Genomic DNA, 20,856 nt, shown 5'->3' with positions numbered 1-20,856 from the left:
TTCGTGTTCCACGCATGGCCGGAATGATCTCATTTCGTCCAAGCGCCCCGGGCCTTCACACGGCGGATTGCGCCGTTTCCCTCCACAACGCACGCCGCGAGCGGTCAGTCGGCTTCGCGCGCCACGCGGAGAGCCCAGGCGACCAGGGGGACCTGGAGCGGGAGGCGGCCGTAGGCGACGGCTCGCAGCGGCAGGGACCGGGTCCGCCAGTCGCGCGCCATCTTGAGGTTCGCAGGGAAGACCGCCGCGAACAGCCACGCCGTGGCGAGCGCGCCCTTCTTGCGGGTGCGGGGATGGGCGATGGCGGCGGCGCAGACCAGTTCGGACGCGCCGCTGGCGAAGGTCCAGAACCGCGCGCGGCCGGGAAGCCGACTCGGTACCAGCGCGTCGAACGGGCGCGGGACGATCAGGTGCGCCGCCCCCATCCCGGCCATGAACGCGGCGAGCCCGCGGGCCGCGCGTGACGAGTCGGTCATGGTTGCAGTCTGACAGGTGGCCGGATCGTTCCCGCGCACGGCCTGTGACAGAGGTCACCCAGCCGATCGGTGTGACGGCCCGCATATCGGTCAGGGTCTGCGATGTCGCCATCTCGGCGTTCTGCCCGCTAAGGGGCTGGTCCGGGTGTGCTGCCGACCTATAGGCACGGATCCGGGGACGGGCACCACTTCCGAGACGGAGACTCCGGGGACGGCCGTCGTGGCCGGGGGGACCGCCGCGACCGTCCCCGGACACATGCCCGGCCGCGTCAGGGGAGGTTGCGGATCTCCTCGATGACCTTCGGCATCATGGCGTTGTTGGCGCGGATCCACTCCAGCAGGAACGCGATCTGCTCGTCGCTGTAACCCTCCAGCCGCTCCTGGGAGTGGCGGCCGATCGGCGCGAAGTAGCGGCCGAAGCGGGCGAGGTTCTCCTCGACCGGCTCGACGATCACCCGGCGGCGGTCGTCGGGGTCGCGGGTGCGCCGGACGTATCCGGCCTTCTCCAGCCGGTCGATCACGGCGGTGATGGCGCCGCCCGTCGTGATGCCCATGAGCTGCGCGAGCTGCCCGGGGGTCTGCGGGCCGTCGAGCGACAGCGCGTTCACGCACTGCGCGTCGGTGACGTTCATGCCCGCCTTGCTCGCGGTGGCGTGATGCAGCAGCACCGTGAACATCGTGCCGCGCTGGGTCTCCATCTGCAGCTCGTCCGCCATCCGCGCGCGCTCCGGGGTCGTCACGCCTCCACCTCTTCCATCATCTCTAGCTTAGAGAAACACTCATCAAGAGCGACTCTTACCAGGAGAGTCTAGGTCCGCGACGCGGCGCCCTCAACCACCCTCCGGCCAGGCCGGACGAGCCGCCATGGCCGATTTTCACTCTCCGTATGTAGATCTTCGCTTTAGGTTATACATTGACCGAATGGAAGCGACGAACCTTCCCGACGCCCTCGTCCTGATCATGGAGAGCCGAGGCTGGAGCCAGTCCCGCCTGGCCCGCAAACTGGGTATATCCCAGGCATTCGTCTCCCAACTGGTCAACCGCAAGCGCGATGTCGCCATCGGCAAGGTGATCGGATATCTGGCTCGCGTAGGCTGGCAGGTGCGGATAACGCCCAAGGCAGAGGAGGAAGGTCCCTTGGAGCGTCGCGAGTTCACGACCATGTTCTTGCCCGGGGCCGCTTCACTGATCTTTGTTTCGTCCGATTCGGCCAGTCCTTTTCAGGACGCCGGGTATGTGCGGGGCGTCGCGAAGTCGCTCGCGCATCGGCGGTATGAGCTCGGCGGTGTTCCGCTGGTGGACGACGCGTTGGGGCATATGGCGCGGACGCGGCGCGCCGCGATGGGCGAGCCCGAGAACGCCGCGCTCATGGACGCGGCCGCGACCCTGAGTGATCAGGTCGCCCTGGTTCTGTACGACGCGGGACGAATAGCGGACGCGGAGAGGGCCGGAAAGTTCGGGCTCGGGTTCGCGGACCGTTCACCGCGCACCGAGACCAAGGCGCAGGTGCTCGACACGCTGAGCAGGGTCGCCTCCTACCAGGGGGATTGGGGACGCGGGGTGGCCTACGCCCGGCACGGCCTCTCCGTCCGGGACGTGTCGCATTCGCAGAGGGCGTCGCTCAACATGCGCCTCGGCCGGGCCCTGGCGCCCATTCCCGGCCAGGAAGCCGCCTCGCGCGAGGCGTTGGAGCACGCGCTGGGTTGTGAAAGGCTCCCGGCGTTCTCCCGGGCCGCGTTGACCGGGGATGTCGGCATCGGGTTCGGACGGCTCCGGCAGTACGACCGGGCCGGGGAACTGCTGGGCGAGGCGGCGGCCCGGATCGGGGAATGGTCACCCCTTTTCCAGGCCCAGTATGTGGGGAGGCAGGCGCAGGCCGCGCTGCGGGCCGGGGATCCCGCGCTGGCGGCGGTCCGGATGGAGGAGTTGGCGCGTGCTCTGCCGTTCGTCTCGTCCGCGCGGACCACTGCGCGCGTGGCGGAGATACTCGCCTCCTCCAGGCGGTGGGCGCACGTGCCGGTGATGCGCCACGCGCGGGAGTACCTGCGTTCGGTCGTGCCACAGACCGCTTAACGGGGTGTCCGAAAGGTGGGGGGCGGTTTGCGGGGCGGGTGGTGAGGGACAGCAGGACGCGAACACCTCATGAGAGGAATGACCGTCATGGCCCTGCACCTTGGACGCAAGCGGCACGCTCCGGCGAGGCGGCGGTACCGGCCTCGGTGGATGATGGACCGCAGGACAGGCACGGCGAAGGAGTCCACCAGCACCACCGTGGCCGACAAGCCCGCGGTGCACAGGCGGAGATCGCACCACTGGTGGAGCAGCAGGACCAATCCGGTGAGCACGATGATCCTGGCGGCCGGCTGGGCCGCCGTCGCGGTTCTCGGACTGGGGATGTTGCTGACCTGGGCGGACGCCAATCCGAGCAACGGCGTCGTGGACGCCGTGCTCGACGCGGGCCGGTGGCTCGCGACGCCCTTCCACGACATGTTCACGCGGAACGATCGCGAGGAACAGCTCTACATCAACTGGACCATCGCGGGCGCCGCCTACTACCTGCTCGCGCGCGTCCTGTCGTGGCTGGCCCGCTTCTGACCCGCTAGGCGCGGGCCGCCGCGCCGAACCTGCCGTCCGGACGGCGGGACGCCGAGGGCGCGGACGGCTCGCCGCGGACCAGGCCGAAGTAGCCGCCGACGAGGAGCAGGACGAGCCCGAGCACGACGGCACCGGCCGGGACGTAGGCGCGCACGAGGGCGACGCGGATCGCGGTCGCGTCGGCCGTGTCGACGAGGGCCCGCTGGTCCTGCGGGACGGTGACGAAGTCGGCCTGCGTCACGACCATCCGGCCCTTGCCGTCCGGGGTCTGGACGGTGGCGCGGACGTTCTCGCGGTGCTTGACCGGGATGCCCGTCCGGGGGTCGACCCAGACCGTGTTGTACGCCTCGGTGTAGCGGTCGACCTCCCGGTCGGCGCCGTCCAGGCCGAGCAGCCTGGCGGGGACCTTGGTGTCGAGCGCGGCCGTCCTGGTGAGCGGGACGTGCTGGGTGAAGCGGTAGGCGGTGAGGCCCCGCACCTCCTCGACCCCGTTGAAGCGCATCGGCGCCGGCCGCTTGGTCGCCATGTCGAAGAACGGGTAGTCGCGCCGGTGGACGCCGGTGCGCGGGAACAGCAGCCCGTAGCCCGACATCCGGACGGTGTTGTCGCCGTCGGCGTTGGCGCCGCAGCAGTTGACGAGGCGGGCGGTCCGGCGGTCGAAGGCGATCCGGTGGCCCTGGAGTTGGACGGGCCTGCCGGGGGTGGCGCTGTCGTAGATGTTGGTGGTGGAGTCCCAGACGGCGATGCGGTCGTCGCCGCCGTTGGCGCGGACGTCACCGCGGATCGTGTTGATCGCGACGAGCGAGACTCCGTTGCGCAGCTTCAGCGTCGCGCCGTCGAAGTAGGCGGCGTTGGACGCCTCTAACCGCGTCGTCTCGTACCGGTTCAGCGGCGCGACCGCCACCCGGTCGGCCACGTAGTAGCGGACGAGGGGCGCGAGCGTGAGGAAGAACGCGCCCACGGCCACCAGGACCAAGCCGACGGACCGCCGCATGCGCACCTCCGGAGGACGCCGCCGCCGGGCGCCGCGTCCGGCGGCAGCGGGTAGGTTACCGGACCCGTCAGGTCGTCAGGCAGTGTTCTGTCCGGCGGGGATCCGGGCGGATAGGCTCCGCCGTACGTCCACGCCCAGAGTCCCCGTGAGGTGCCCCATGGCATCGGCGTCCCCCGCGTCGCAGCGGCATCGGGCCACGCTGGCGCGGTCGGTGCGGTTGTTGACCGCGTTCCGGCACGAGCAGCGGGACCCGGAGTCCTTCTACGCGTTGATGGCCCGCGACACCGTCGCGCAACTGAGCATGTACACCGATCTGGACGGCGCCACCGTCATCGACGTGGGCACGGGTTCCGGTTTCTTCGCGCGCGCGTTGACGGCGGCCGGTGCGCGGTGCGTGGGAATCGACCACGATGTGGCCGAGATGACCGCGCACGGGACGCCCGGCGCGGGTTCTCTGGTCGCGAGCGCCCTCGCCCTTCCGTTCAGGACGGGCAGCGCCGACGTCTGCTTCTCGTCCAATGTGCTGGAGCATGTTCCCGGCCCGTGGCGAATGGCGGCGGAAATGGTGCGGGTGACACGGCCGGGCGGCACGGTCTTCCTGTCGTTCACCAATTGGCTGTCGCCGTGGGGCGGGCACGAGACGTCGCCCTGGCATTATCTGGGCGGCGACCGGGCGGCACGCAGGTACGAGCGCCGGACGGGGCGTCCGCCCAAGAACCGGTTCGGCCACAGCCTGCATCCCGTGTCGGTGTCGGCGGCGCTGGCGTGGGCCCGTGCGCGGGAGGACGTCCGCGTCCTGGACGCCGTGCCGCGCTACCACCCGCGTTGGGCGGAGGGCGTCGTGCGGGTCCCGGGTCTGCGGGAGGTCGCGACATGGAATCTCGTCCTGGTTCTGCGCAAGAGGGGCGTCGGGATATGAAGGCCGGGGCGCCGCCGGTGTCGGGGCACCAGAACACCTTGGACGGGCTTCGGGCGGTCGCCGCGCTGGCCGTCCTGGTGTTCCATGTGGCGAGTTCGGCGGGCGCGCTCCTGAATCCGTCCGGGACGGGTTGGCTCTACAACGGCGGGCAGATCGGGGTCCCGATCTTCTTCACGCTGTCGGGACTGCTGCTCTACCGCCCCTGGGCCGCCGCCGCCCTGGGCGGTTCCACGCCTAAGGCGGGCGTCTATTTCCGCAAGCGCGCGCTGCGGATTCTGCCCGCCTACTGGGCCCTGGTCATCGTTTATATGGTCACGGCCGGGCGCGGGCATATCGGCGATCCCGTTACCTGGGGCGCGCTTCTCACGCTTACCCAGACCTATCTCCCGAATCACTGGTGGAACGGCGACCTCGGGCCCGCGCATCTCGGGCAGGTGTGGAGCCTCGCGGTCGAGGTCGCCTGGTATCTGCTGCTGCCCCCGACGGCGGCACTGCTCGGCTGGTACGCGCGGCGCGGACCGGCGGACGACGTCGGGGCGCGGGCCCGGCGGCTGCTGTGCGCGATCGGCGTGTACGCGGCGCTGTCGGCGCCCTTCACCGCCCTGGTGTTCGCATCTGGCACGCATTCGCAAATGGGGCTGTGGCTCCCCCGCTACTTCGCGTGGTTCGCGATCGGGATGGCGCTCGCGGTCGTCACGGTCTGGGCGCGGCTGGACGAGCGGCGCCCGGTGGCCGCGCTCTGCCGCGCCGTCGCGGACTCGTGGATCGCCTGCTGGACGGCGGCGGCGATGCTCTACGTCATCGTCTCCACTCCAGTGACCGGCCCCATCGACCTCCAGACGCCCGACGTGCTCTGGACGTCGCTGCTCGACCTGGTCCTGAGCGGGCTGTGCGCGGCGGCGCTGGTCGCGCCGGTCGCGCTCGCGCCGCCCGGCCATCCGGGGCTGGAGGCGGTCCTCGGCAACCCGGTCGCCCGGTTCCTCGGCCGGATCTCCTACGGCGTGTTCCTGTGGCAGATGCTGATCATCGTGGGCTGGTACGAGGGGACGGACCGGCTGTTCCGGGGGGAGGTGGCCACGGACCTGCCGCTGATGGCGGCGGCGGCCATCGCGGCGGCGACGCTGAGCCTGTACCTGGTGGAGGAGCCGGTGCGGAGGCTGGGGATGCGCCGCGTTCCTCGTCGTGATCGGGAGCGGTCGGCACCGGCGCCGTCCAGCTGAGTTCGATCCGGCCGCCGGACGGGCGGGGCCGCCACAGTTCGGCGGCGAGGCGTCCGGCGACGGCGACGCCGAGCAGTTGCGGCGCGACGTCGCCGAGCACGCCGGACGGAGCGCCCGGGTTGCCGAGCCGGTTCAGCCAGGCCCCGGCGGCGAGGCAGGCCGTCCCGGCGAGCATGGGGACGGCGATCGCCCAGGGTGAGGCCAGGGCGCGGGCGGGGCGGGAGCCGCGGGTGCGGGCCCACCCGGATGCGGCGGCGGACGCGGCGGCGACGGCGAGCCCGGCCGGTCCGGCGATCCAGAGGCCGAGCGCGGCGGCGAGCCCGATCGCGGCCCACGCGGGCCAGCCCGTCCCGGTGGCACCCGCGACCGGGTCGCGCCGCCCGCCCGGCGACGCCGCGACCAGCACCAGCAGGGCGAGCACGCCCAGGCCGGCGACGATCGCGGCGCGCTGTGCGCGGTCGGGTCCGTAGGTGAGCCGGACGGTGCCCCTCGTCCCGGCGGGCACCAGCCAGCCCTGTTTCCATCCGTCCAGCCGGACCGGCCGCAGTTCCGTGCCGCCGATGGTCGCCTGCCATCCGGCGTTGAAGTTCTCGTTGACGGTGAGGAACGAGCGTTCGGCGGCGGCGACCTCGACCGTCCGGGAGCCGGGGCCCCAGCTCCGCACCGCGACCGGACGCGGCGCGGCCTCGCCGGCGGCGGCGCCTCCCACGGTGTCGCCGCCCACGATGTCGCCGCCCACGGTGACGGTGTCCACGCGGAAAGGCCCGAGCGGCGCGACCGTCAGGCGGTTCGGCCCGGCGACCAGGCGCGGCCGTCCGCAGGCCGTGAACCGCAGCGGGCGGCCCGTGAGCAGGTCACCGAGCCTGCCGGTCGCCTTGGTCGCCACGTCCGCCTGCGCCCCCGCGCCGCCGAGCCTCACCTCCGGCCCGGAGCCGCACGGCAGCGCCAGCGGGGCCGCGGCGGCACCGCCGAGCGGCCGCACGCCCGGCACGGCCAGGTCGGTGATCTGCACCGGCTGGAGGCGCCGGTCCCTGCGGAAGGCGAGCGTGAGGCGGTCGGTGGCCAGGGGCGCGAACGTCAGCCTGCCCGCCGCGTCCGACAGGACCTCGCGCGTCTCGCCGCCTCCTCCCTCGACCCGCACCCGGACCGGCCCCGACGCGCCCGGCGGGCGCGTGACCGTCACCGCCGAGACCCGCCTGCGTCCCTTCCACCGGACGGTCAGCTCCGGCGCCCGGTCCCGCTCGCCGGAGATCCACGCCGTCGCGGGGTCGCCGTCGAACGCCGAGCGCGCCTGGTCTGCGGGGTGAGCGGTCAGGGCCGAACTCGCGGTGACGGCCGTCCGCCCCTTGGGCGCCGTGTAGCGGTCGATGAGGCGCCGGTCGGTGAGCACGGCCGTCCCGGTGAGCGGCACGGGGCGGGGTGTCGCGGAGACGAACGTCCGGTCGAAGCCCGTTCCCTCCTCGTCCCCGGCGCCCAGGGACGGCGAGCACACCCACCGCAGGCTGCCCTTCATGCAGGCGGACGCGGCGTCCGGCGCCCGGCCCATCACGTAGGCGGCGGCCCCGGCGGGCGCGGGGAGCGTGAACGAGCGGGCCGGTTCCAGGCCGCCGATCGACAGCTCGGAGACACCGGCGCTGGTGAGCGCGGGCGCGACGGCCGCGAACGCGAGCCCGGTGATCCGCAGCCGCACCCAGCGGGTCGGCCCGTCCGGCACGCGAAGCCCCTGGCCACCGCCGACGGCCTGCTCCACCGCCCCCCGCTCGGTCTCGACCGCGACCCGCGCGACCGGGGGCCCCGAAGCGACGAACGCGGCCGTCAGCGACCCCACCTCCCGGGGCCCGTCGAAGTCGACGCGGAGCCACTGGCCGACCGGGCCGTCCCAGCCGCCGGTCCGCCACGCCGTCGCCGGGTCGCCGTCGAGCGCCGCGAACGGGACCGATCCCGGCTCGCGGGCCTGCGGGATCACGTCGTCACCCCCGAGCGAGCTGGACGCCGTGACGTCGCGGACGCCGCCGCCGTAAGCGGCGTGAGTGGTGTAGCGGTCCCAGCCGGTGTCCAGGACATCGGTCGCCTCGCGGCCCTGGGCCGCCGACAGCGTCGGCGACGACTGGTGCAACTCGCCGTAAGCGCGGCGCGACAACCGGGGCGAGTCCGTTACCACCGTCGTCCCGCGCAGGTCGGGCGCGTCGTCGTTCATCAGCACGGGCCCGCGCGGCAGAGCGCCGTCGTCCGCCATCGGCAGCAGCGACTCCGGACCTCCGAACACCCGCACCGGACGGGACGCGTCCGCCAACGTCACGATGCCGGGCGTGGCGACCTCGTAGACCTCCAGCGCCGGACGCGGCTGGTCCACGGCGGACACGGCGTCGTCGACGAGGTCCCCGCCCACCGGACCGCCGAACGCGGCGGCCCGCCGCAGGCCGGGCGAGCCGTCCAAAGCCTGGTGCAGCCGCGACGGCACGGCGCCGCGCAGCGTCTCCCGCCGCAGGTCGTTGCGGACCAGGACGTAACGGACGCCCATCCGTCCCAGGAACGCGGCCAGCCCGGGGGAAGGCCGCCCCGTGCGGGTCTGGCGGTCGACGGCGTCCAGCACACGCGTGTATCCGGGCGAACCGACGGGGACGAGTTGCCGCACGCCCCATCGCGCGTCCAGGAGCGGCTGCATGACGTCGTCCATCGGACGGCCCCACAGGTACTCGCCGAACGGCGTGCCCGGCAGGGCCAGCACGCCCTCGTGCCCGGCGCGCGCGTTCAGCCAGGCCGCCGCGTCCCGCCAGTAACCGGGAGCCTCCTTGAAGTCGCCCGGCCCGGACAGCCCGTGCGAGAGCGCCGTCGCGCCGACCCCGCCCAGCGCGACGAACGCCGCGGCCGGAGCGCTCACCAACTCCCGCCACCGCGCGACCCGGGGAAACTGCGCGACCCGGGGAAAGCGCAGGGCGGCGAGCCCGAGCGCCAGCGGCAGCCGCACGACCGCGTCGAACTTGTGCAGGTTGCGCAGCGGGCCGAGCGGGCCGTCCAGCAGGTCGCGGGTCGAGGACGCCAGCGGCCCCGGCACGTCACCGGCATGACCGGCCGACAGGATCGCGACGCCGGTGAGCAGGACGAGGAGCAGGAAAGTCCGCTCGGGCAGCGGTCGATGAAGCAGCCCGGCGAGGCCGAGCGCCGCGACCGCGCCCGTGCACAGGATCGGCAGCGGGTCCATCGAGAGCCCGTGCCCGACCGGCCACCAGACCTGGCCGTCCACGACCAGGTAGTTGACCCAGCGTTCGGCGCCGCGCAGCACGTTGACCAGCCCCGTCGGCCCGGTCGTCGTGGACGCCCGCTCGGTGTAGGGCAGCCAGGAGAACCCGTACCGGCCCGTGAGCAGCAGCGGGACCAGCCACCACGCGCTCGCCGCCGCGACCGCGCCCGACCACCACGCGAGCAGCCTCGGACGGGACGACCCGCGCGGCCGGGTCACCACGTACAGGAACGGCACGACCAGGACGGCGACGGTCGCGGTCGCGTTGATCCCGCCGCAGCACGCGACCGCCAGCCCCGACCGGGCGGCGGCGCGGACCCGCCCGCACTCCCCCGACGCCGCCGCGACCAGCGGCAGCACCATCCACGGGAGCATCGCGACCGGCATGTACTCCGAGGAGATCTGGCCGAGCGTCGCGAGCCCGTTCGGCGCCAGCGTGTAGGCGAGCGCGGCGAGCAGGCGCGTCGTCGGAGTGCCGAGGCCGAGCCGTCCGGCGAGGCGCCGGGCGCCGGTGAAGGCCAGGCACATCAGCAGCGCCAGCCATGCCCGCTGGGTGATCCACGGCGGCAGCCCGGCCAGCTCGCCGAGCGCGTGGAACGGGCCCATCGGGAACAGGTAGCCGACCGCCTGGTTCTGGAGCTGGCCGAACTGCTCGGGGTCCCAGGGGTGCAGCGCGCGGCCGAGGAAGCCGACCGGGTCCAGCGCCATGTCGATCTTGGTGTCGGCGAGGATCGCGCCGGGACGGGTGCCGAACGACAGCGCCGCCAGCGCCAGGCAGCACGCGAGGACGCGGAGCCGCTCGCGCAGCCGTTCCGCCGGGTCGTCGTCCGCGGGCGCGGGCGGCGACGTCTCCGCGCGCGGCGGGTTCGCCTCTCTTACCGCCATCCCGCCCCCTCTACGAGCGCACCCGCCGCTCGGGCGGCGCGGCGGGTTCGGCGCGTCCGAGGAGGCGCTCGGTCGGGGTCGCGGTCCGGAGCGTCCGGTGCGGCAGCGCGACGAGCTCGTCGCGCACCGGGCCCTCCACCACCCTCGGGTGCTCGTCACCGTACCGGTGCACGACGTGCGCCCGGTCGTCCTTCGTCGAGGACGTCCCCGTCCGCACGGCGGCGGCTAACAGCGCCGCCATCCGGTCCGTGGTCCGCGACCAGGCGAACTCCGCCGCCCAGGCCCGGCAGGCCTCGGCGACCTCCTTCCGGCGGGACGGGTCGTCCAGGTCCTTGAGGGCGCGTTCGACGGCCTCGTCCGTCCGCTCGCACGGGCCGGTCAGCCAGCCGGTGACGCCGTCGCGGACGGCGTCGCGGAGCCCGTCCACGTTCCGCGCGACGGTCGGGACGCCGAGCGCCGCGGCCTCGATCACGCTGAGCCCCCAGCCCTCGCCCTCGGACGTGCTGAGGTGCAGGTCGGCGCGGGCGACCAGGGCCGCCTTGGCGTCCTCGGCGACATAGCCGTGGGCGATCACCGTGCCGCCGAGGCCGCGCCGCGCGATCTCGGCGGCGAGCGCGGGGCCCTCCGGACCGTCCCCGATGACATGGACCCGGAGCCCGGGACGGCGCTCCGCGATCCGCTCGGCGAGGTCGAGTAGCAGGTCGAGCCGCTTGTGCGGGACGAGCCGCGTCACGCAGACCAGCTCCGTCCCACCGCCCTCCCCCGGCGCGACAGGAAAGGACCCGGTCTCGCGGGGGATTCCGTTGGGGACCACATAGACGGGCCCCGTCCACGCCAGCCTTTCCCGGACGGCGCGCAGCGTCGAGGGCGAGACGACCACGTACGCGTGCCGCCGGTACGTCCAGCGGCTCACCGGGCCCTCCAGCGCACGCCCGAGCCAGGCGAGCCAGACGCGCCAGGACCGGAAGTACACGCCGAACTGCGCGTCGTGCACGTGGTGGATCACGCAGAACACCGGGACGCGGCGGCCCAGCGCCCACGGCGTGAAGAACGGGATGCCGTTCTGGCAGTCCACGACCGCGTCGAACGAGCGACGCCGGGCCAGCATCCACAGGAGAACGAGCGGATAGACGGTGAACCGTCCCCCGAGTCGGACGAGTTCCACGTCCTCGACCCGTTCCCTGCGATGCCGGCCCGGCGCCCGACTCGTGACGTACCGGACATGGGCCCCACGACCGGCGAGACCGCGCGCCACCTGCCACGCATAGCGCTCGGCCCCGCCGGCCGCGGGATGCCACGGGTCGCGCCAGTTGACGACCGCCAGCCGCAGACCCGCGACCGAGGTGTCACCGGGATGCGAGCAGATGCTCATCCCGGTCCGGCGCCAGAGGTGGAGGGCAGCCCGCCGTCGGGCAGGACGAGTCCCTCCGAGAGGTCCGGATCCGTCCGCTCGGTGACGACGGCGCGAGGTGGCCTCGGGACAGGCCGCCTAGCGGGTCGCCTGGCGCGCGAGCGAATGCGGGCCAGTTCGAACACGCACTGCAACGAGTGCCGCCGGACCGAGAACGTCGATCCCGGGCGGTCACGCCAGACCACCGGGATGTCGGTCACGGTCACGCCGCGCCGCACGCAGTGCGCGAGCAGCTCGACGTCGAAGGAGAATCCCGCGGTTCGCAGGTCGGCCGCGGCGGCGCGGCCGAGCGGGCCCGAGAAGAACTTGAACCCGCATTGGGTGTCGGGAATGCCGCCCGCGAGATCGCGGACGACGCGGTTGAAGGTGAGGGCGCCGAGCCGCCGCGCGGGCAGCTTGTAGCCCTCCACGACCGACCGGCCGTGCCGCCGGGAGCCCACGACGACCGGGTGACCCTGCCGGAGCAGGGCGAGCACGGCGTCGAGTGCGGCGAGGTCGGTGGCCATATCGGCGTCCATGTACCCGATGTACGGGGCGGACGTCGCCAGTAGGCCGGTGCGGACCGCGGCCCCCTTGCCGCGCCGCTCGCAGCGGAGCAGCCGGACGGGGACCGGACCGCGCCAGGACCGGACGATCTCAGCCGTCCCGTCCGTGCTGGCGTTGTCCACGACGACGATCTGCGCGCTCGCCGGGAGCGTGGCGAGCTTTTCACTGAGCAGGCCCAGCCCCGCCGGAAGCCGGATGGCCTCGTTGTAGGCGGGGACGATGATCTCCAGCGGGGCGGGGCCGTTGTGCCGCGTCCCCATCAGGACGGGTCGGTCAGCGCGAGCCGTAGTTGTACATCGGCTGGACGACCGGGTCCTTCTGGGAGGCGCTGGCGAGCTGGACCGCACCGATGGAGGCGCCGCCGGCCAGCAGGATTCCGGCCAGAGCGGCAATCGCGATACGCATCATTCTGCCCTTCGACGAGGGTGGCGGGGGGTGATGCTTCTGATGCTGCCAAGCAGAGGAAGGCTCAGGCTAATCCCCGCCGTCAGGATTGACCAGAGGACCACTGCCCCCACGGTGACCCATACCGTCACAACAGGCGCCACCGAAACCCGAGCCTCGTGCGCGGGGCTCGTACCGTCGATCCGGTACACCACCAGGTCAGCGCTACGTAGCAGCGTTGTGGCACGTTGTATATGACTTGCGGATATCTCAGCATCAAATACCACATACCGGACACCTTCGAGGCGCAGCGCGGCCGCGTCCGGGGCCCCGGAGGCGATGATCCGCCCGAGCCGGACCGCCCGGGGATCCTCCGGCCGCACCGTGACCGCCTCGCCCGCGCGCTGCACGGTGACGGCGTCGTTCACGATGACGCGGCGGCGCAGGTAGCGCGGTAGCGGGTCGAGGACGCGGCGGTCGTGGTTCCAGGGATAGCTCCGGTAGGACGCCCATGGCAGCACCAGCACGTCCCCGGGCGCCGGGTCGTCCTCGATGATCTGCCGGGCCCGCGCCCAGTCCGCCGGGTAGTCGACGGCGCGGAGGTGGCCCGCCGCACCCCAGGCCAGCGTGGGCAGCAGGAGCAGCGGCGCGAGGACGGCCCCGGTCGGGACCAGCGGCAACCGCGCCCCGGCGGCGCGGTCGGCGGCAGTACCGAGCCCGACCGCGACGACCACGGCCAGCGGCGCCACGTACTGCTGGCCGTCGCGCAGCACCGCGAACCCCGGCCACAGGTCGACCATCCCTTCGAGGACGGGCGCCGCCACCGCCCCGAACGCCGCGACGGCGAACCCGGCGACCCCGGCCGCCGCGATCCCCCTCGACGCGCTCCACGCCTCGGCGCCGCGCCGCAGGCCCGTGGCGTGGGCGGCGAGAGCGGCGAGCACGAGGAGCAGCCAGAACGTGGCCGACAGCGGGTTGCCGTAACCGACCGGGACGGTCTCGGAGTTCCAGACGCCGCCGAGCGAGAGCAGGCTGCCGAGCGTCCCGAACGGCGTGTCGGCACGGGCGGCGAACACCTCGACCGCGCCGCCGTCCTCCGGCATCCCGGCGGGACGGAGCAGCCCCGGCACCAGCCACGGCAGGCTCAGCACGGCGACCACCGCGACCACCCGCAGGCCCGCGCGCGTGCGGCCCGTGACCAGCGCGGCGGTGAGGGCGGCGATGGCGGAGACGGTCAGCGCGGCGAAACCCCCGATCGCCGCCGGGACCAGCGCGCGGACGAGGCGCCGCGAGCCGCCGGGCTCGTTCACGCCGGTGGCCGCCGCGAGCACCCACGGCAGCGCCGCGTAACCGAGCAGCAGCGCCCACTGGCCGAGCAGCAGCCGTTCCGCGACGAACGGGTTCCACGTGTAGCAGACCCCGGCGGCCAGGCGCGGTAACAGCCGCCGCGACGGGACGAGCGACGCCGCCGACGCGCACGCCATCACGAAGACCGCCAGCAGGACGAGCTTCTGCGCCGCGTCCGCCGGGACGACCGACGCGAGCGCGGTCACGAACACGTCGCTCGGCACGTGCCGCGGCACCGTCCCCGTCAGCCCGAACGTCATCGGCGTGAACGACGGGTCGGGCACGAACACCATGTCGTAGGACAGCACGAAACCGGGCGCGAGCCCCGGCCCGAGCACCGCGAGCCCGAGCCCCAGCCCGGTCAGCGCGGGCACCAGAGGCCGCGACCGGCCGACCACGCGGAACGCCCGTCCATAGCGCATAGCGCTAGGACGCTACCGGACCGATGGGGCGAAACCGGAGCCTCCGCGCGCCGGGCGGCGGCACCGCCGCGTCAGGCGGCTACCTTCACCTGCGCGAAGAACTGGTGGAGGTCCGGCCAGACCTGCTTGCCGGTGTTCGGCAGCACCGCGAGCACCACGGCGGGCGCCGGGCGTCCGGTGTCGATCACCGCGGTCGCGACGATCTCGCCGGTCGCCTTGACGCCCGCGCGCTTGTAGGTCAGGTAGGACGCGACCATCCAGCCCCGGTGGCCGCCGACCGTCAGCGACTGCGAGGCCAGCGGCGTCGTGCGGTGCGGGAAGCCGTAGTACTGCTCCTCGAAGTGCTTGGCCGCCTGGGCGCTGACGCTCTTCACGCTCTCCGGGCCGTGGTAGCCGCCCTGCAACGCCGGGGGCAGCACGTTGGTGAGGAACTGCCCGTAACCGACCCGCCGGCCGCGGCGCTCGGTCACCGTCACCTGCTGGCCCGACCAGCCGGGCGTGCCGACCTTGGCCCGCTTGCCCGGCACCTGCCAGGGCGGGCCCAGCCGGGGCCACGCCAGGCCCGCGCGGGCGTCGGTCACCCGTCCGAGCACGCGGCTCGGCCGTCCGGCGAACGTGCGGAGCCGCTTGTCGGGCGGCATCTTCACCTGCGAGTCCTGCGGGCGCTGCTCGGGCTCCTGCTGGGTGGAGGGCGGGCGGCTCTTCTTGCCGCCCTGCGGCTTGGCCTCCTCGCCGCCGCCCTTCAGCAGGTAGAAGCCGCCCGCCGCGACCAGCGCGACGACCAGCAGGCCGACGCCGCCGAACAGCACGATCCGGCCCTTGCCGCCGCCGTCCAACTCGTCGTGCGCGGGCGCGGGCGAGCCGCCGAGCTTGGCGTCGGCGGCGGACTCGTCGGCCATCCAGTCCGGCATCTGCCAGTTGCCGCTGCTCGGCTTGCCCGGACGCGCCGGACCGCCCACCCCCGAGGGGACCGCCGCCTGGTAGAGCGGGTCGCCCTCGCCGGAGTCCTCGAACAGGGCCCCCTCCCACTGGGGGGACTCCTCCGGGACCGGCGCCACCTTCACGTCCTCGGCCTCACCCGGCGCGGGCGGCTCGGGCGGCGGCGGCCCGGCGGGTGCGGTCGGGGCGGCGGGCGTGGCGAACTCGGGCGGCGCGGGCGGGAACGTCATCGGCGCGGACGCGGGCGGGGCGGGCTCTGCGGCCGCGGGCGGCGCGGGCTCCCGCGGCGCCAGCTCCGGCAGGACGGCCTCCGGCAGTTCGGGCACGGGCAGGTCGGGCACGGGCGCGGGCTCCGGCCGCGACGCGGCGGGCGTAGTGGCGGGCGGGGCGGCGGGCGGGGCGGGAGGCCCCTCGACCTTTCCCCAGACGTCGTGCGGCACGGGCCCTGCCGGTGGCGCGGCGGGTGGCGCGGGCGGCGCGGCCGGCTCGGAGAACTCGGTGCGGCCCGCGGGCGGGGGCACCCGCACCTCGGGCACCTTGGCCTCGGGGAAGCCCATCCGCGGGACGTCCGTCTCCGCCCCTGCCTGCGAGTCCTTCGGCTCGCCACCGGTATCGCTCTCGCTCGTCTCGGTCCAGCGCACGTTGCGCTCCCCCTGATCGGACATGCGGCACACGTTACGCGAAGATCATCCATTCCGTCCGGACGACCAATCACGCTCCGGACACAATGCCTAGCCCGCGACGAGTCCCCCCGAATCGGCCGGAACCGCCTCCGCGAGCCGCTCCCGCGCGAGCAGCGTCCCGCCCGCGACCGCGCCCGGCATGGCCAGTACCGCGCCGAACGGTATGAGGAACACCACGAACGTCGCGACACCGAAGCCGAGCGCGAGCGGACGGCGGCGCTTCAGCAGCGCGAAGCGGTCGCGGCGCCGCAGCCCCCGCCGGTCCAGCGCGACCGAGGTCAGCTCGCCCGCCAGGAAGTAGCCGGACACCAGCGCCGCGACCACCGGGACCACCGTCTGCCCCACCACCGGCAGGAACCCGCAGGCGAAGAACACGACCGCGAACACCAGCGCGACGGACGCGAGGACCAGCGCGTCCGCGATCTCGCGGCCGATCCGGGTGAGCAGCGGCGCCTCGTCCCGGTCCGGCGGCGCGCCGCCCTCCGACTCCTCCACCCGCTCCGAGATCGCCTCGTAGAAGGGGTCGCCGACCAGCAGCGTCATCGCGGTGAACGTGATGACCGCGAGGAACACCGACGCGCCGAGGATCGCGATCCCCGCGACGACGCGGGCGGACGTGCGCGCGCCGTCCGACCAGCCGTCGGCGAACGGCGTCACCCACCCGGCGAGGCCGTCCAGGTTGAGCGCGAGCACGACCAGCGCCGTCCCGTAGACCACGAGGACGATCAGCGCGGGGATCAGGCCGAAAAGCCACTGCGCGGGGTGGCGGGCCGTCCAGGCGATGCCGCGCACCAGGTATCCGGCGCCGTCGAACAGGTCCTTGAGGGCCGACGGCCGGGGAGCCTCCACGTCGTTCACGCGCTCCACGCTATCGGCCCGCGTTAACTCGCAGGGAGGCCCACAAGGCGAGCGGATCGCTCCCAGACCGCCCGGCCCAGTTCCGGATCCTTCAGCGCCCCCGTGACCGGAAGCATGCCCGCGCCGGGCGCCGAGCTGTAGAACCCGCCGCTGTCGCCCTCGAACTCGGCGTCGGCCGCGAGCCGGAGCGCCATCCGCGCGCCCTGCTCAGGAGTCCGCAGGACGGGCGTCCGCGCGAGCAGCGACCCCAGCCGCTCGGTGCCCCGCACGTCCCGGCCGAGCCCCGTCGCGACGACCCCGGGGCACACCGCGTTCACCGCGACGCCGCTGCCCTCCATCCGCCGCGCCAACTCCCGCGCGAACAGGATGTTGAGCAGCTTCGTCCGGCCGTACACGCGGAGGGACCCGGCCGCCCCGTAGGACCCGGGTTCGGCCATCCGCTCCACGTCGAGCCGCCCGGCGCCGCGGTGCGCCTCCGACGCCAGCACGACCACCCGCGACGGCGCCGCCCGCTCCAGCAGCCCGAGCAGCAGGTTCGTGAGCAGGAACGGGCCCAGGTGGTTGGTCGCGACCATCCGGTCATGGCCGTCGGCGCTGACCTTGGCGCGCACCAGGTGCGCGCCCGCGTTGTTGACCAGCACGTCCAGCCGGTCGAAGCGCTCCTCCAGCGACGCGGCGACCCGGCGGACGTCCATCTGCACCGACAGGTCGCCGATGAACGTCTCGACCCGCGCCCCCGGGACGCTCCCCGCGAACTCCTCGACCGTCGCCCGCGCCCGCATCTCGCTCCGGCACACGATCCCCACCAGGAACCCGCGCCGCGCCAGCCCCCGCGCGATCTCCTTCCCGATCCCGGACGTCCCTCCGGTCACGATCGCGATCCCGCTCTGCATCCCCCCACCCCACCACCGCCCGGAACCCCCGGCAACCCCGCACGTCGTCACTCCGACGTGTCGCGGACGAACATCGAACTCACCCACACCCAGACCACGAACAGCAGCCGCTTCCACTCCGGGTACAGCAGCCGGACCAGGACGTCGTTCTTCACCCCGTTCCGGCCCGGGCCGGTCAGCGCCCAGCGCCGGACGATGCCCAGCACGACCGCCCGGCGCATGATGTCGCCGCCCGTCGCCCGCTCGATCATCGAGACGATGCGCGGACGCAGCGCGGGGAGCCTGGACGCCGCGTCCAGCCACAGCCGCAGCGTCCCCTCGAACGCGGCGAACCCGCCCTGCCCCATCGCCTGCGTCGCGATCGCCACCGCCCACGCGGGGGTGCAGTCGACGGGGTCGATGGCTCCCGGGTCCGTCAGGATCACGGGGATGCCGTCCGGGGCCTGCTCGGCGGCCAGCATCAGGAAGATCTCCGTGCCCATCATCGAGGCCGGGCCAGGACGCCCCGCCCACACCAGCGCCGCCTGGAGGACGTGGGCCCGGTACCCGCCGGCCGCCAGCGTCCGCGCCGCGTCCACCACCAGCGGGCGGACATGCTCGCCGCACGCCGCGAGCTGCTCCATCACCTCCAGCACGCTCCGCAGCCGCGTCCTGTCGGGGACCGGCGCCTCATACTGCGAGGGCAGCGGGCGGTCGTGCTCACCGAGCAGCGCCCGCAGCCCGATGCGCGCCCTGTTGAACATGTCCTTCTGGGACTGGAGGTTCATGGCGGTCCGGCACCAGATCAGCAACGTCTGGAACACCTGCTCCGGGTGGACGGCGGCGAGCGCCCGCACCACCTGGAACACCTCTTCCTGGACGACGTCGTCGCCGTAGGTGCCGAGGTGCTTCAACCGGGTCAGCGCGACCGACACGTGCGTCTGCCCCAGCACCTCGCAGACCTGCGCCACCGTCAGCTTGAGCATCTGCGGCGTCCGCCGCTCCGTCGCCAGCTCGTACATCCGCCGCCGCACGCGCCCGCCCACACGCGGGTGCAGGCACGTCCGGGCCAGCGCGATGTAGGACAGGTCGGCGGCCCCGTGCCGGGTCGCCCACACCTCCGCCTTCCGTAGGATCTTGTCCACCGCGTCGTGCTCGGCGGCGAGGTCGGCGAACACCTCGACCAGCTTGCCGCGCAGGTCGCGCGGCAGGTCCACCTCGTCGTCGACGGGCAGCGCCGACAGCCAGGTCAGCAGGTCCGTCCGCGTCAGCGGGTAGTCGTCCCACACGTGCCGCAGGACGGACTCGGCGTAGCCCTGCCGCCGGAACACGAGCCGGTCGCCCTCCCGGTCGGCGCCGAGCAGCTCGTTCAGCCCGGTGGACGGGCACCACACGAGCCCCCCGCCCTCCGGCCGGATGTTGAGCTGGCGGGCCAGCGACAGCGCCGCCCCGTACACGCTCGTCTCGTCCGCGGGCGCGATCGTCGCGGCGGCGATCATCAGCGCCTGGTCCCGGGGCTCGCCGTTCTTGGCGAACCAGGTGTGCAACTGCTCGTTCCACCGGAGGTACACCTGCTCGACCTCGTGCTCGTTACCGATCGAGGCGGCGAGTTCGGCGAGGCGGCGCGCGTCGTAGGGCTTGGCGTCCCGCAGCAGCGCCGGCGCGCGCGACCAGTTCCACCAGCGCGGATGGTCGATGCCCCGGCGCGTCAGCCACGCCCGGTACACGGCCTCCGGCGGCGGTGGATACACCGGGTATACCGGCAGGAACTCCCTGAACTTCTCCTGGACGGCCGCCCCGACCACGAGCAGATATCCACCGGACGCCTGCACCGCCTCCATACAGGTCCGCAACCGTGAGTCGCCCTCCTCGTCGCCGGCGCGCACCAGGTATCCCTGGGGCTGGCGGGCACCGATCTGCTCGACGTCCTCGGTGTCCATGGAGAACTGCCGGATCGGCAGGTCGGGACGCAGCTGCCGCAGCGCGGCGACCGCCGTCGTCGCGGCCCCCGAGCCGGGCGCTCCCGCGATCCCCACCGCGTGGTACTCGTGCAGGGTGCGGAGGACCTCCTCGTGGTTGGGCACCGGCACGTACCCCGCGACCCGGTCGGCGATCTCCCCCTCCGAGAGCACCATCGACGGCTGGCGGGTGACGAACTGGAGCTGGGTCAGGATGAGGTCGCGCGAGGCCCAGTTGCCGATCGCGTTCTGCGCGCCGTCACCGCTGATCGTGACGTCCTCGATGATCTGCGTCATCGCCGCTCCTGCCGGAGGTCGCCGCCGGAGACGGTGTTGCCGATCGCGTTCTGCGCGCCGTCGCCGGTGATCGTGATGCCGCTGATCGACGGCCCGGCCGGCGGGGGCGGCGCGGGTTCGGCGGGCGGCCCTTCCTGCTCGTCCGGGCCCCGGGACGGGGCGGGGACGTACAGGTAGGCGGGCCGCTCGAACTGCTTCACCTTGACCGCCACCTCGGTGAACTGGCTCTCGCGCAGGCCCGACCGTCCGCCCACGACGTAGACGCTGAACAGCTCCGCCGACAGCAGGAACGCCGCGTACGTCACCCCGGGATCGCTGCGCTTCAACGCCTCGCGCAGGGGTTCGGCGTCCAGGAGCCGGTTGACGTCGACGGTCGCGGTGGAGATGCCCGGCGCCTCTGGACGCTCGTCGTCCACCAGCCCGATGTGCATCGCCACGCGCAGCCGCAACCGCATCTCGGCGGCCCGCAACCTGGGCGCCGCCGCGTGCAGCTCGTCCTGGAGGTACCGGGGGAACGGCTCGACCAGGCGCGGCGTGATGTCGTGCGGGAGGATCGCGAGGATCCCGTCCCCCGTGCTCTCCACGAACCGGACGGAACCCCACGCCTGCGCGAGCCCGCTCCGGTCGAACGCGGCGCCGAGCGCGCGCCGGATCTCCATGTGCAGCACGGGCAGCTGCACGTCGCTGTGGGCGCTGAACCGCTCGGCGTCGACGACGAGCAGCGCGCGGAACGTTTCCATGATTGCGACTCCCCCGGGGGCTGAATGTCCCGTCCACCATGCAGGCGCCCGAACACCCTGTGTGTCCGG

The 20,856-nt window shown here is 73.6% G+C and carries 16 protein-coding genes and 1 pseudogene; 4 read left to right on the top strand and 13 right to left on the bottom strand.

The window, feature by feature from the left end; all coding sequences use genetic code 11:
- Positions 1-104: 104 nt before the first annotated feature.
- Both KLI87_RS21965 and KLI87_RS21960 read right to left on the bottom strand, forming a co-directional pair.
- Entirely contained in the window at positions 105-476 is a 372-nt protein-coding gene (locus KLI87_RS21965; RefSeq protein WP_156215770.1) for a hypothetical protein, read from the bottom strand.
- Between the two features lie 269 nt (positions 477-745).
- Positions 746-1,216 carry a MarR family winged helix-turn-helix transcriptional regulator gene (locus tag KLI87_RS21960; protein WP_214618456.1) on the bottom strand — a complete coding sequence of 157 codons (471 nt, stop codon included), beginning with the start codon at positions 1,214-1,216 and terminating at the stop codon, positions 746-748.
- Positions 1,217-1,397: 181 nt separating this feature from the next.
- On the opposite strand from KLI87_RS21960, the gene KLI87_RS21955 reads away from it, so the two are divergent.
- Together KLI87_RS21955 and KLI87_RS21950 are read left to right on the top strand one after the other, a co-directional pair.
- Positions 1,398-2,549 (top strand): helix-turn-helix transcriptional regulator, encoded by a 1,152-nt coding sequence (locus tag KLI87_RS21955; RefSeq protein WP_214618455.1) that lies wholly within the window; start codon positions 1,398-1,400, stop codon positions 2,547-2,549.
- Positions 2,550-2,813: 264 nt separating this feature from the next.
- Positions 2,814-3,071 carry a hypothetical protein gene (locus KLI87_RS21950; protein ID WP_156215768.1) on the top strand — a complete coding sequence of 86 codons (258 nt, stop codon included), beginning with the start codon at positions 2,814-2,816 and terminating at the stop codon, positions 3,069-3,071.
- Positions 3,072-3,075: 4 nt separating this feature from the next.
- Here the strand turns inward: KLI87_RS21950 and KLI87_RS21945 are convergent, their stop codons facing one another.
- On the bottom strand, positions 3,076-4,065 hold the full coding sequence (locus tag KLI87_RS21945) for a DUF3068 domain-containing protein (RefSeq protein ID WP_214618454.1): 990 nt from the start codon (positions 4,063-4,065) through the stop codon (positions 3,076-3,078).
- Between the two features lie 157 nt (positions 4,066-4,222).
- Here KLI87_RS21945 and KLI87_RS21940 point away from each other — a divergent pair, with 157 nt between their 5' ends.
- Together KLI87_RS21940 and KLI87_RS40245 are read left to right on the top strand one after the other, a co-directional pair.
- Positions 4,223-4,984 (top strand): class I SAM-dependent methyltransferase, encoded by a 762-nt coding sequence (locus KLI87_RS21940; RefSeq protein ID WP_156215766.1) that lies wholly within the window; start codon positions 4,223-4,225, stop codon positions 4,982-4,984.
- Positions 4,981-6,204 (top strand): acyltransferase, encoded by a 1,224-nt coding sequence (locus KLI87_RS40245; protein WP_246249551.1) that lies wholly within the window; start codon positions 4,981-4,983, stop codon positions 6,202-6,204. Before KLI87_RS21940 ends, KLI87_RS40245 begins: the two co-directional genes overlap by 4 nt.
- Before the next feature lie 2,086 nt (positions 6,205-8,290).
- On the opposite strand, the pseudogene KLI87_RS40240 reads toward KLI87_RS40245, so the two are convergent.
- From KLI87_RS40240 to KLI87_RS21895, 10 genes and pseudogenes are all read right to left on the bottom strand, one after another.
- Positions 8,291-10,330: pseudogene (locus KLI87_RS40240) on the bottom strand (alpha-(1->3)-arabinofuranosyltransferase family protein); the annotation flags it as partial.
- A gap of 10 nt (positions 10,331-10,340) precedes the next feature.
- Positions 10,341-11,702, bottom strand: a complete 1,362-nt coding sequence (locus KLI87_RS21930) for a glycosyltransferase family 4 protein (protein WP_214618452.1) — start codon at positions 11,700-11,702, stop codon at positions 10,341-10,343.
- Complete coding sequence (locus tag KLI87_RS21925; RefSeq protein WP_156215762.1) at positions 11,699-12,547, bottom strand: glycosyltransferase; 849 nt, start codon at positions 12,545-12,547, stop codon at positions 11,699-11,701. Before KLI87_RS21925 ends, KLI87_RS21930 begins: the two co-directional genes overlap by 4 nt.
- A 13-nt stretch (positions 12,548-12,560) precedes the next feature.
- Entirely contained in the window at positions 12,561-12,692 is a 132-nt protein-coding gene (locus KLI87_RS41065; RefSeq protein ID WP_281377906.1) for a hypothetical protein, read from the bottom strand.
- Positions 12,692-14,440, bottom strand: coding sequence for a hypothetical protein (locus KLI87_RS21920; RefSeq protein ID WP_156215761.1), 1,749 nt, complete (start codon positions 14,438-14,440; stop codon positions 12,692-12,694). Before KLI87_RS21920 ends, KLI87_RS41065 begins: the two co-directional genes overlap by 1 nt.
- A gap of 71 nt (positions 14,441-14,511) precedes the next feature.
- Positions 14,512-16,044 (bottom strand): hypothetical protein, encoded by a 1,533-nt coding sequence (locus KLI87_RS41060; protein WP_214618451.1) that lies wholly within the window; start codon positions 16,042-16,044, stop codon positions 14,512-14,514.
- A 66-nt stretch (positions 16,045-16,110) separates the two neighbouring features.
- Positions 16,111-16,920, bottom strand: a complete 810-nt coding sequence (locus tag KLI87_RS21910; RefSeq protein ID WP_308166117.1) for an EI24 domain-containing protein — start codon at positions 16,918-16,920, stop codon at positions 16,111-16,113.
- Between the two features lie 23 nt (positions 16,921-16,943).
- Positions 16,944-17,813 carry an SDR family NAD(P)-dependent oxidoreductase gene (locus KLI87_RS21905; RefSeq protein ID WP_214618450.1) on the bottom strand — a complete coding sequence of 290 codons (870 nt, stop codon included), beginning with the start codon at positions 17,811-17,813 and terminating at the stop codon, positions 16,944-16,946.
- A gap of 47 nt (positions 17,814-17,860) precedes the next feature.
- Positions 17,861-20,047, bottom strand: coding sequence for a hypothetical protein (locus KLI87_RS21900; protein WP_214618449.1), 2,187 nt, complete (start codon positions 20,045-20,047; stop codon positions 17,861-17,863).
- Positions 20,044-20,787, bottom strand: a complete 744-nt coding sequence (locus KLI87_RS21895) for a hypothetical protein (protein ID WP_214618448.1) — start codon at positions 20,785-20,787, stop codon at positions 20,044-20,046. Before KLI87_RS21895 ends, KLI87_RS21900 begins: the two co-directional genes overlap by 4 nt.
- Between the last annotated feature and the right edge of the window lie 69 nt (positions 20,788-20,856).

Source organism: Actinomadura sp. NEAU-AAG7 (assembly GCF_018603865.1).
GTDB lineage: Bacteria > Actinomycetota > Actinomycetes > Streptosporangiales > Streptosporangiaceae > Spirillospora > Spirillospora litoris.
The sequence above is the reverse complement of the archived record's forward strand: the minus strand, read 5'-3'. Positions and strand labels throughout refer to the sequence as shown.

Excerpts from the sequence above, each read along its gene's own strand:
- KLI87_RS41065 (WP_281377906.1), bottom strand. The coding sequence starts at position 12,692 with ATGCGTATCGCGATTGCCGCTCTGGCCGGAATCCTGCTGGCCGGCGGC.
- KLI87_RS21930 (WP_214618452.1), bottom strand. The coding sequence starts at position 11,702 with ATGAGCATCTGCTCGCATCCCGGTGACACCTCGGTCGCGGGTCTGCGG.
- KLI87_RS41060 (WP_214618451.1), bottom strand. The coding sequence starts at position 16,044 with ATGTCCGATCAGGGGGAGCGCAACGTGCGCTGGACCGAGACGAGCGAG.
- KLI87_RS40245 (WP_246249551.1), top strand. The coding sequence starts at position 4,981 with ATGAAGGCCGGGGCGCCGCCGGTGTCGGGGCACCAGAACACCTTGGAC.
- KLI87_RS21905 (WP_214618450.1), bottom strand. The coding sequence starts at position 17,813 with ATGCAGAGCGGGATCGCGATCGTGACCGGAGGGACGTCCGGGATCGGG.
- KLI87_RS21965 (WP_156215770.1), bottom strand. The coding sequence starts at position 476 with ATGACCGACTCGTCACGCGCGGCCCGCGGGCTCGCCGCGTTCATGGCC.
- KLI87_RS21940 (WP_156215766.1), top strand. The coding sequence starts at position 4,223 with ATGGCATCGGCGTCCCCCGCGTCGCAGCGGCATCGGGCCACGCTGGCG.
- KLI87_RS21925 (WP_156215762.1), bottom strand. The coding sequence starts at position 12,547 with ATGGGGACGCGGCACAACGGCCCCGCCCCGCTGGAGATCATCGTCCCC.
- KLI87_RS21955 (WP_214618455.1), top strand. The coding sequence starts at position 1,398 with ATGGAAGCGACGAACCTTCCCGACGCCCTCGTCCTGATCATGGAGAGC.
- KLI87_RS21945 (WP_214618454.1), bottom strand. The coding sequence starts at position 4,065 with ATGCGGCGGTCCGTCGGCTTGGTCCTGGTGGCCGTGGGCGCGTTCTTC.
- KLI87_RS21920 (WP_156215761.1), bottom strand. The coding sequence starts at position 14,440 with ATGCGCTATGGACGGGCGTTCCGCGTGGTCGGCCGGTCGCGGCCTCTG.
- KLI87_RS21900 (WP_214618449.1), bottom strand. The coding sequence starts at position 20,047 with ATGACGCAGATCATCGAGGACGTCACGATCAGCGGTGACGGCGCGCAG.
- KLI87_RS21895 (WP_214618448.1), bottom strand. The coding sequence starts at position 20,787 with ATGGAAACGTTCCGCGCGCTGCTCGTCGTCGACGCCGAGCGGTTCAGC.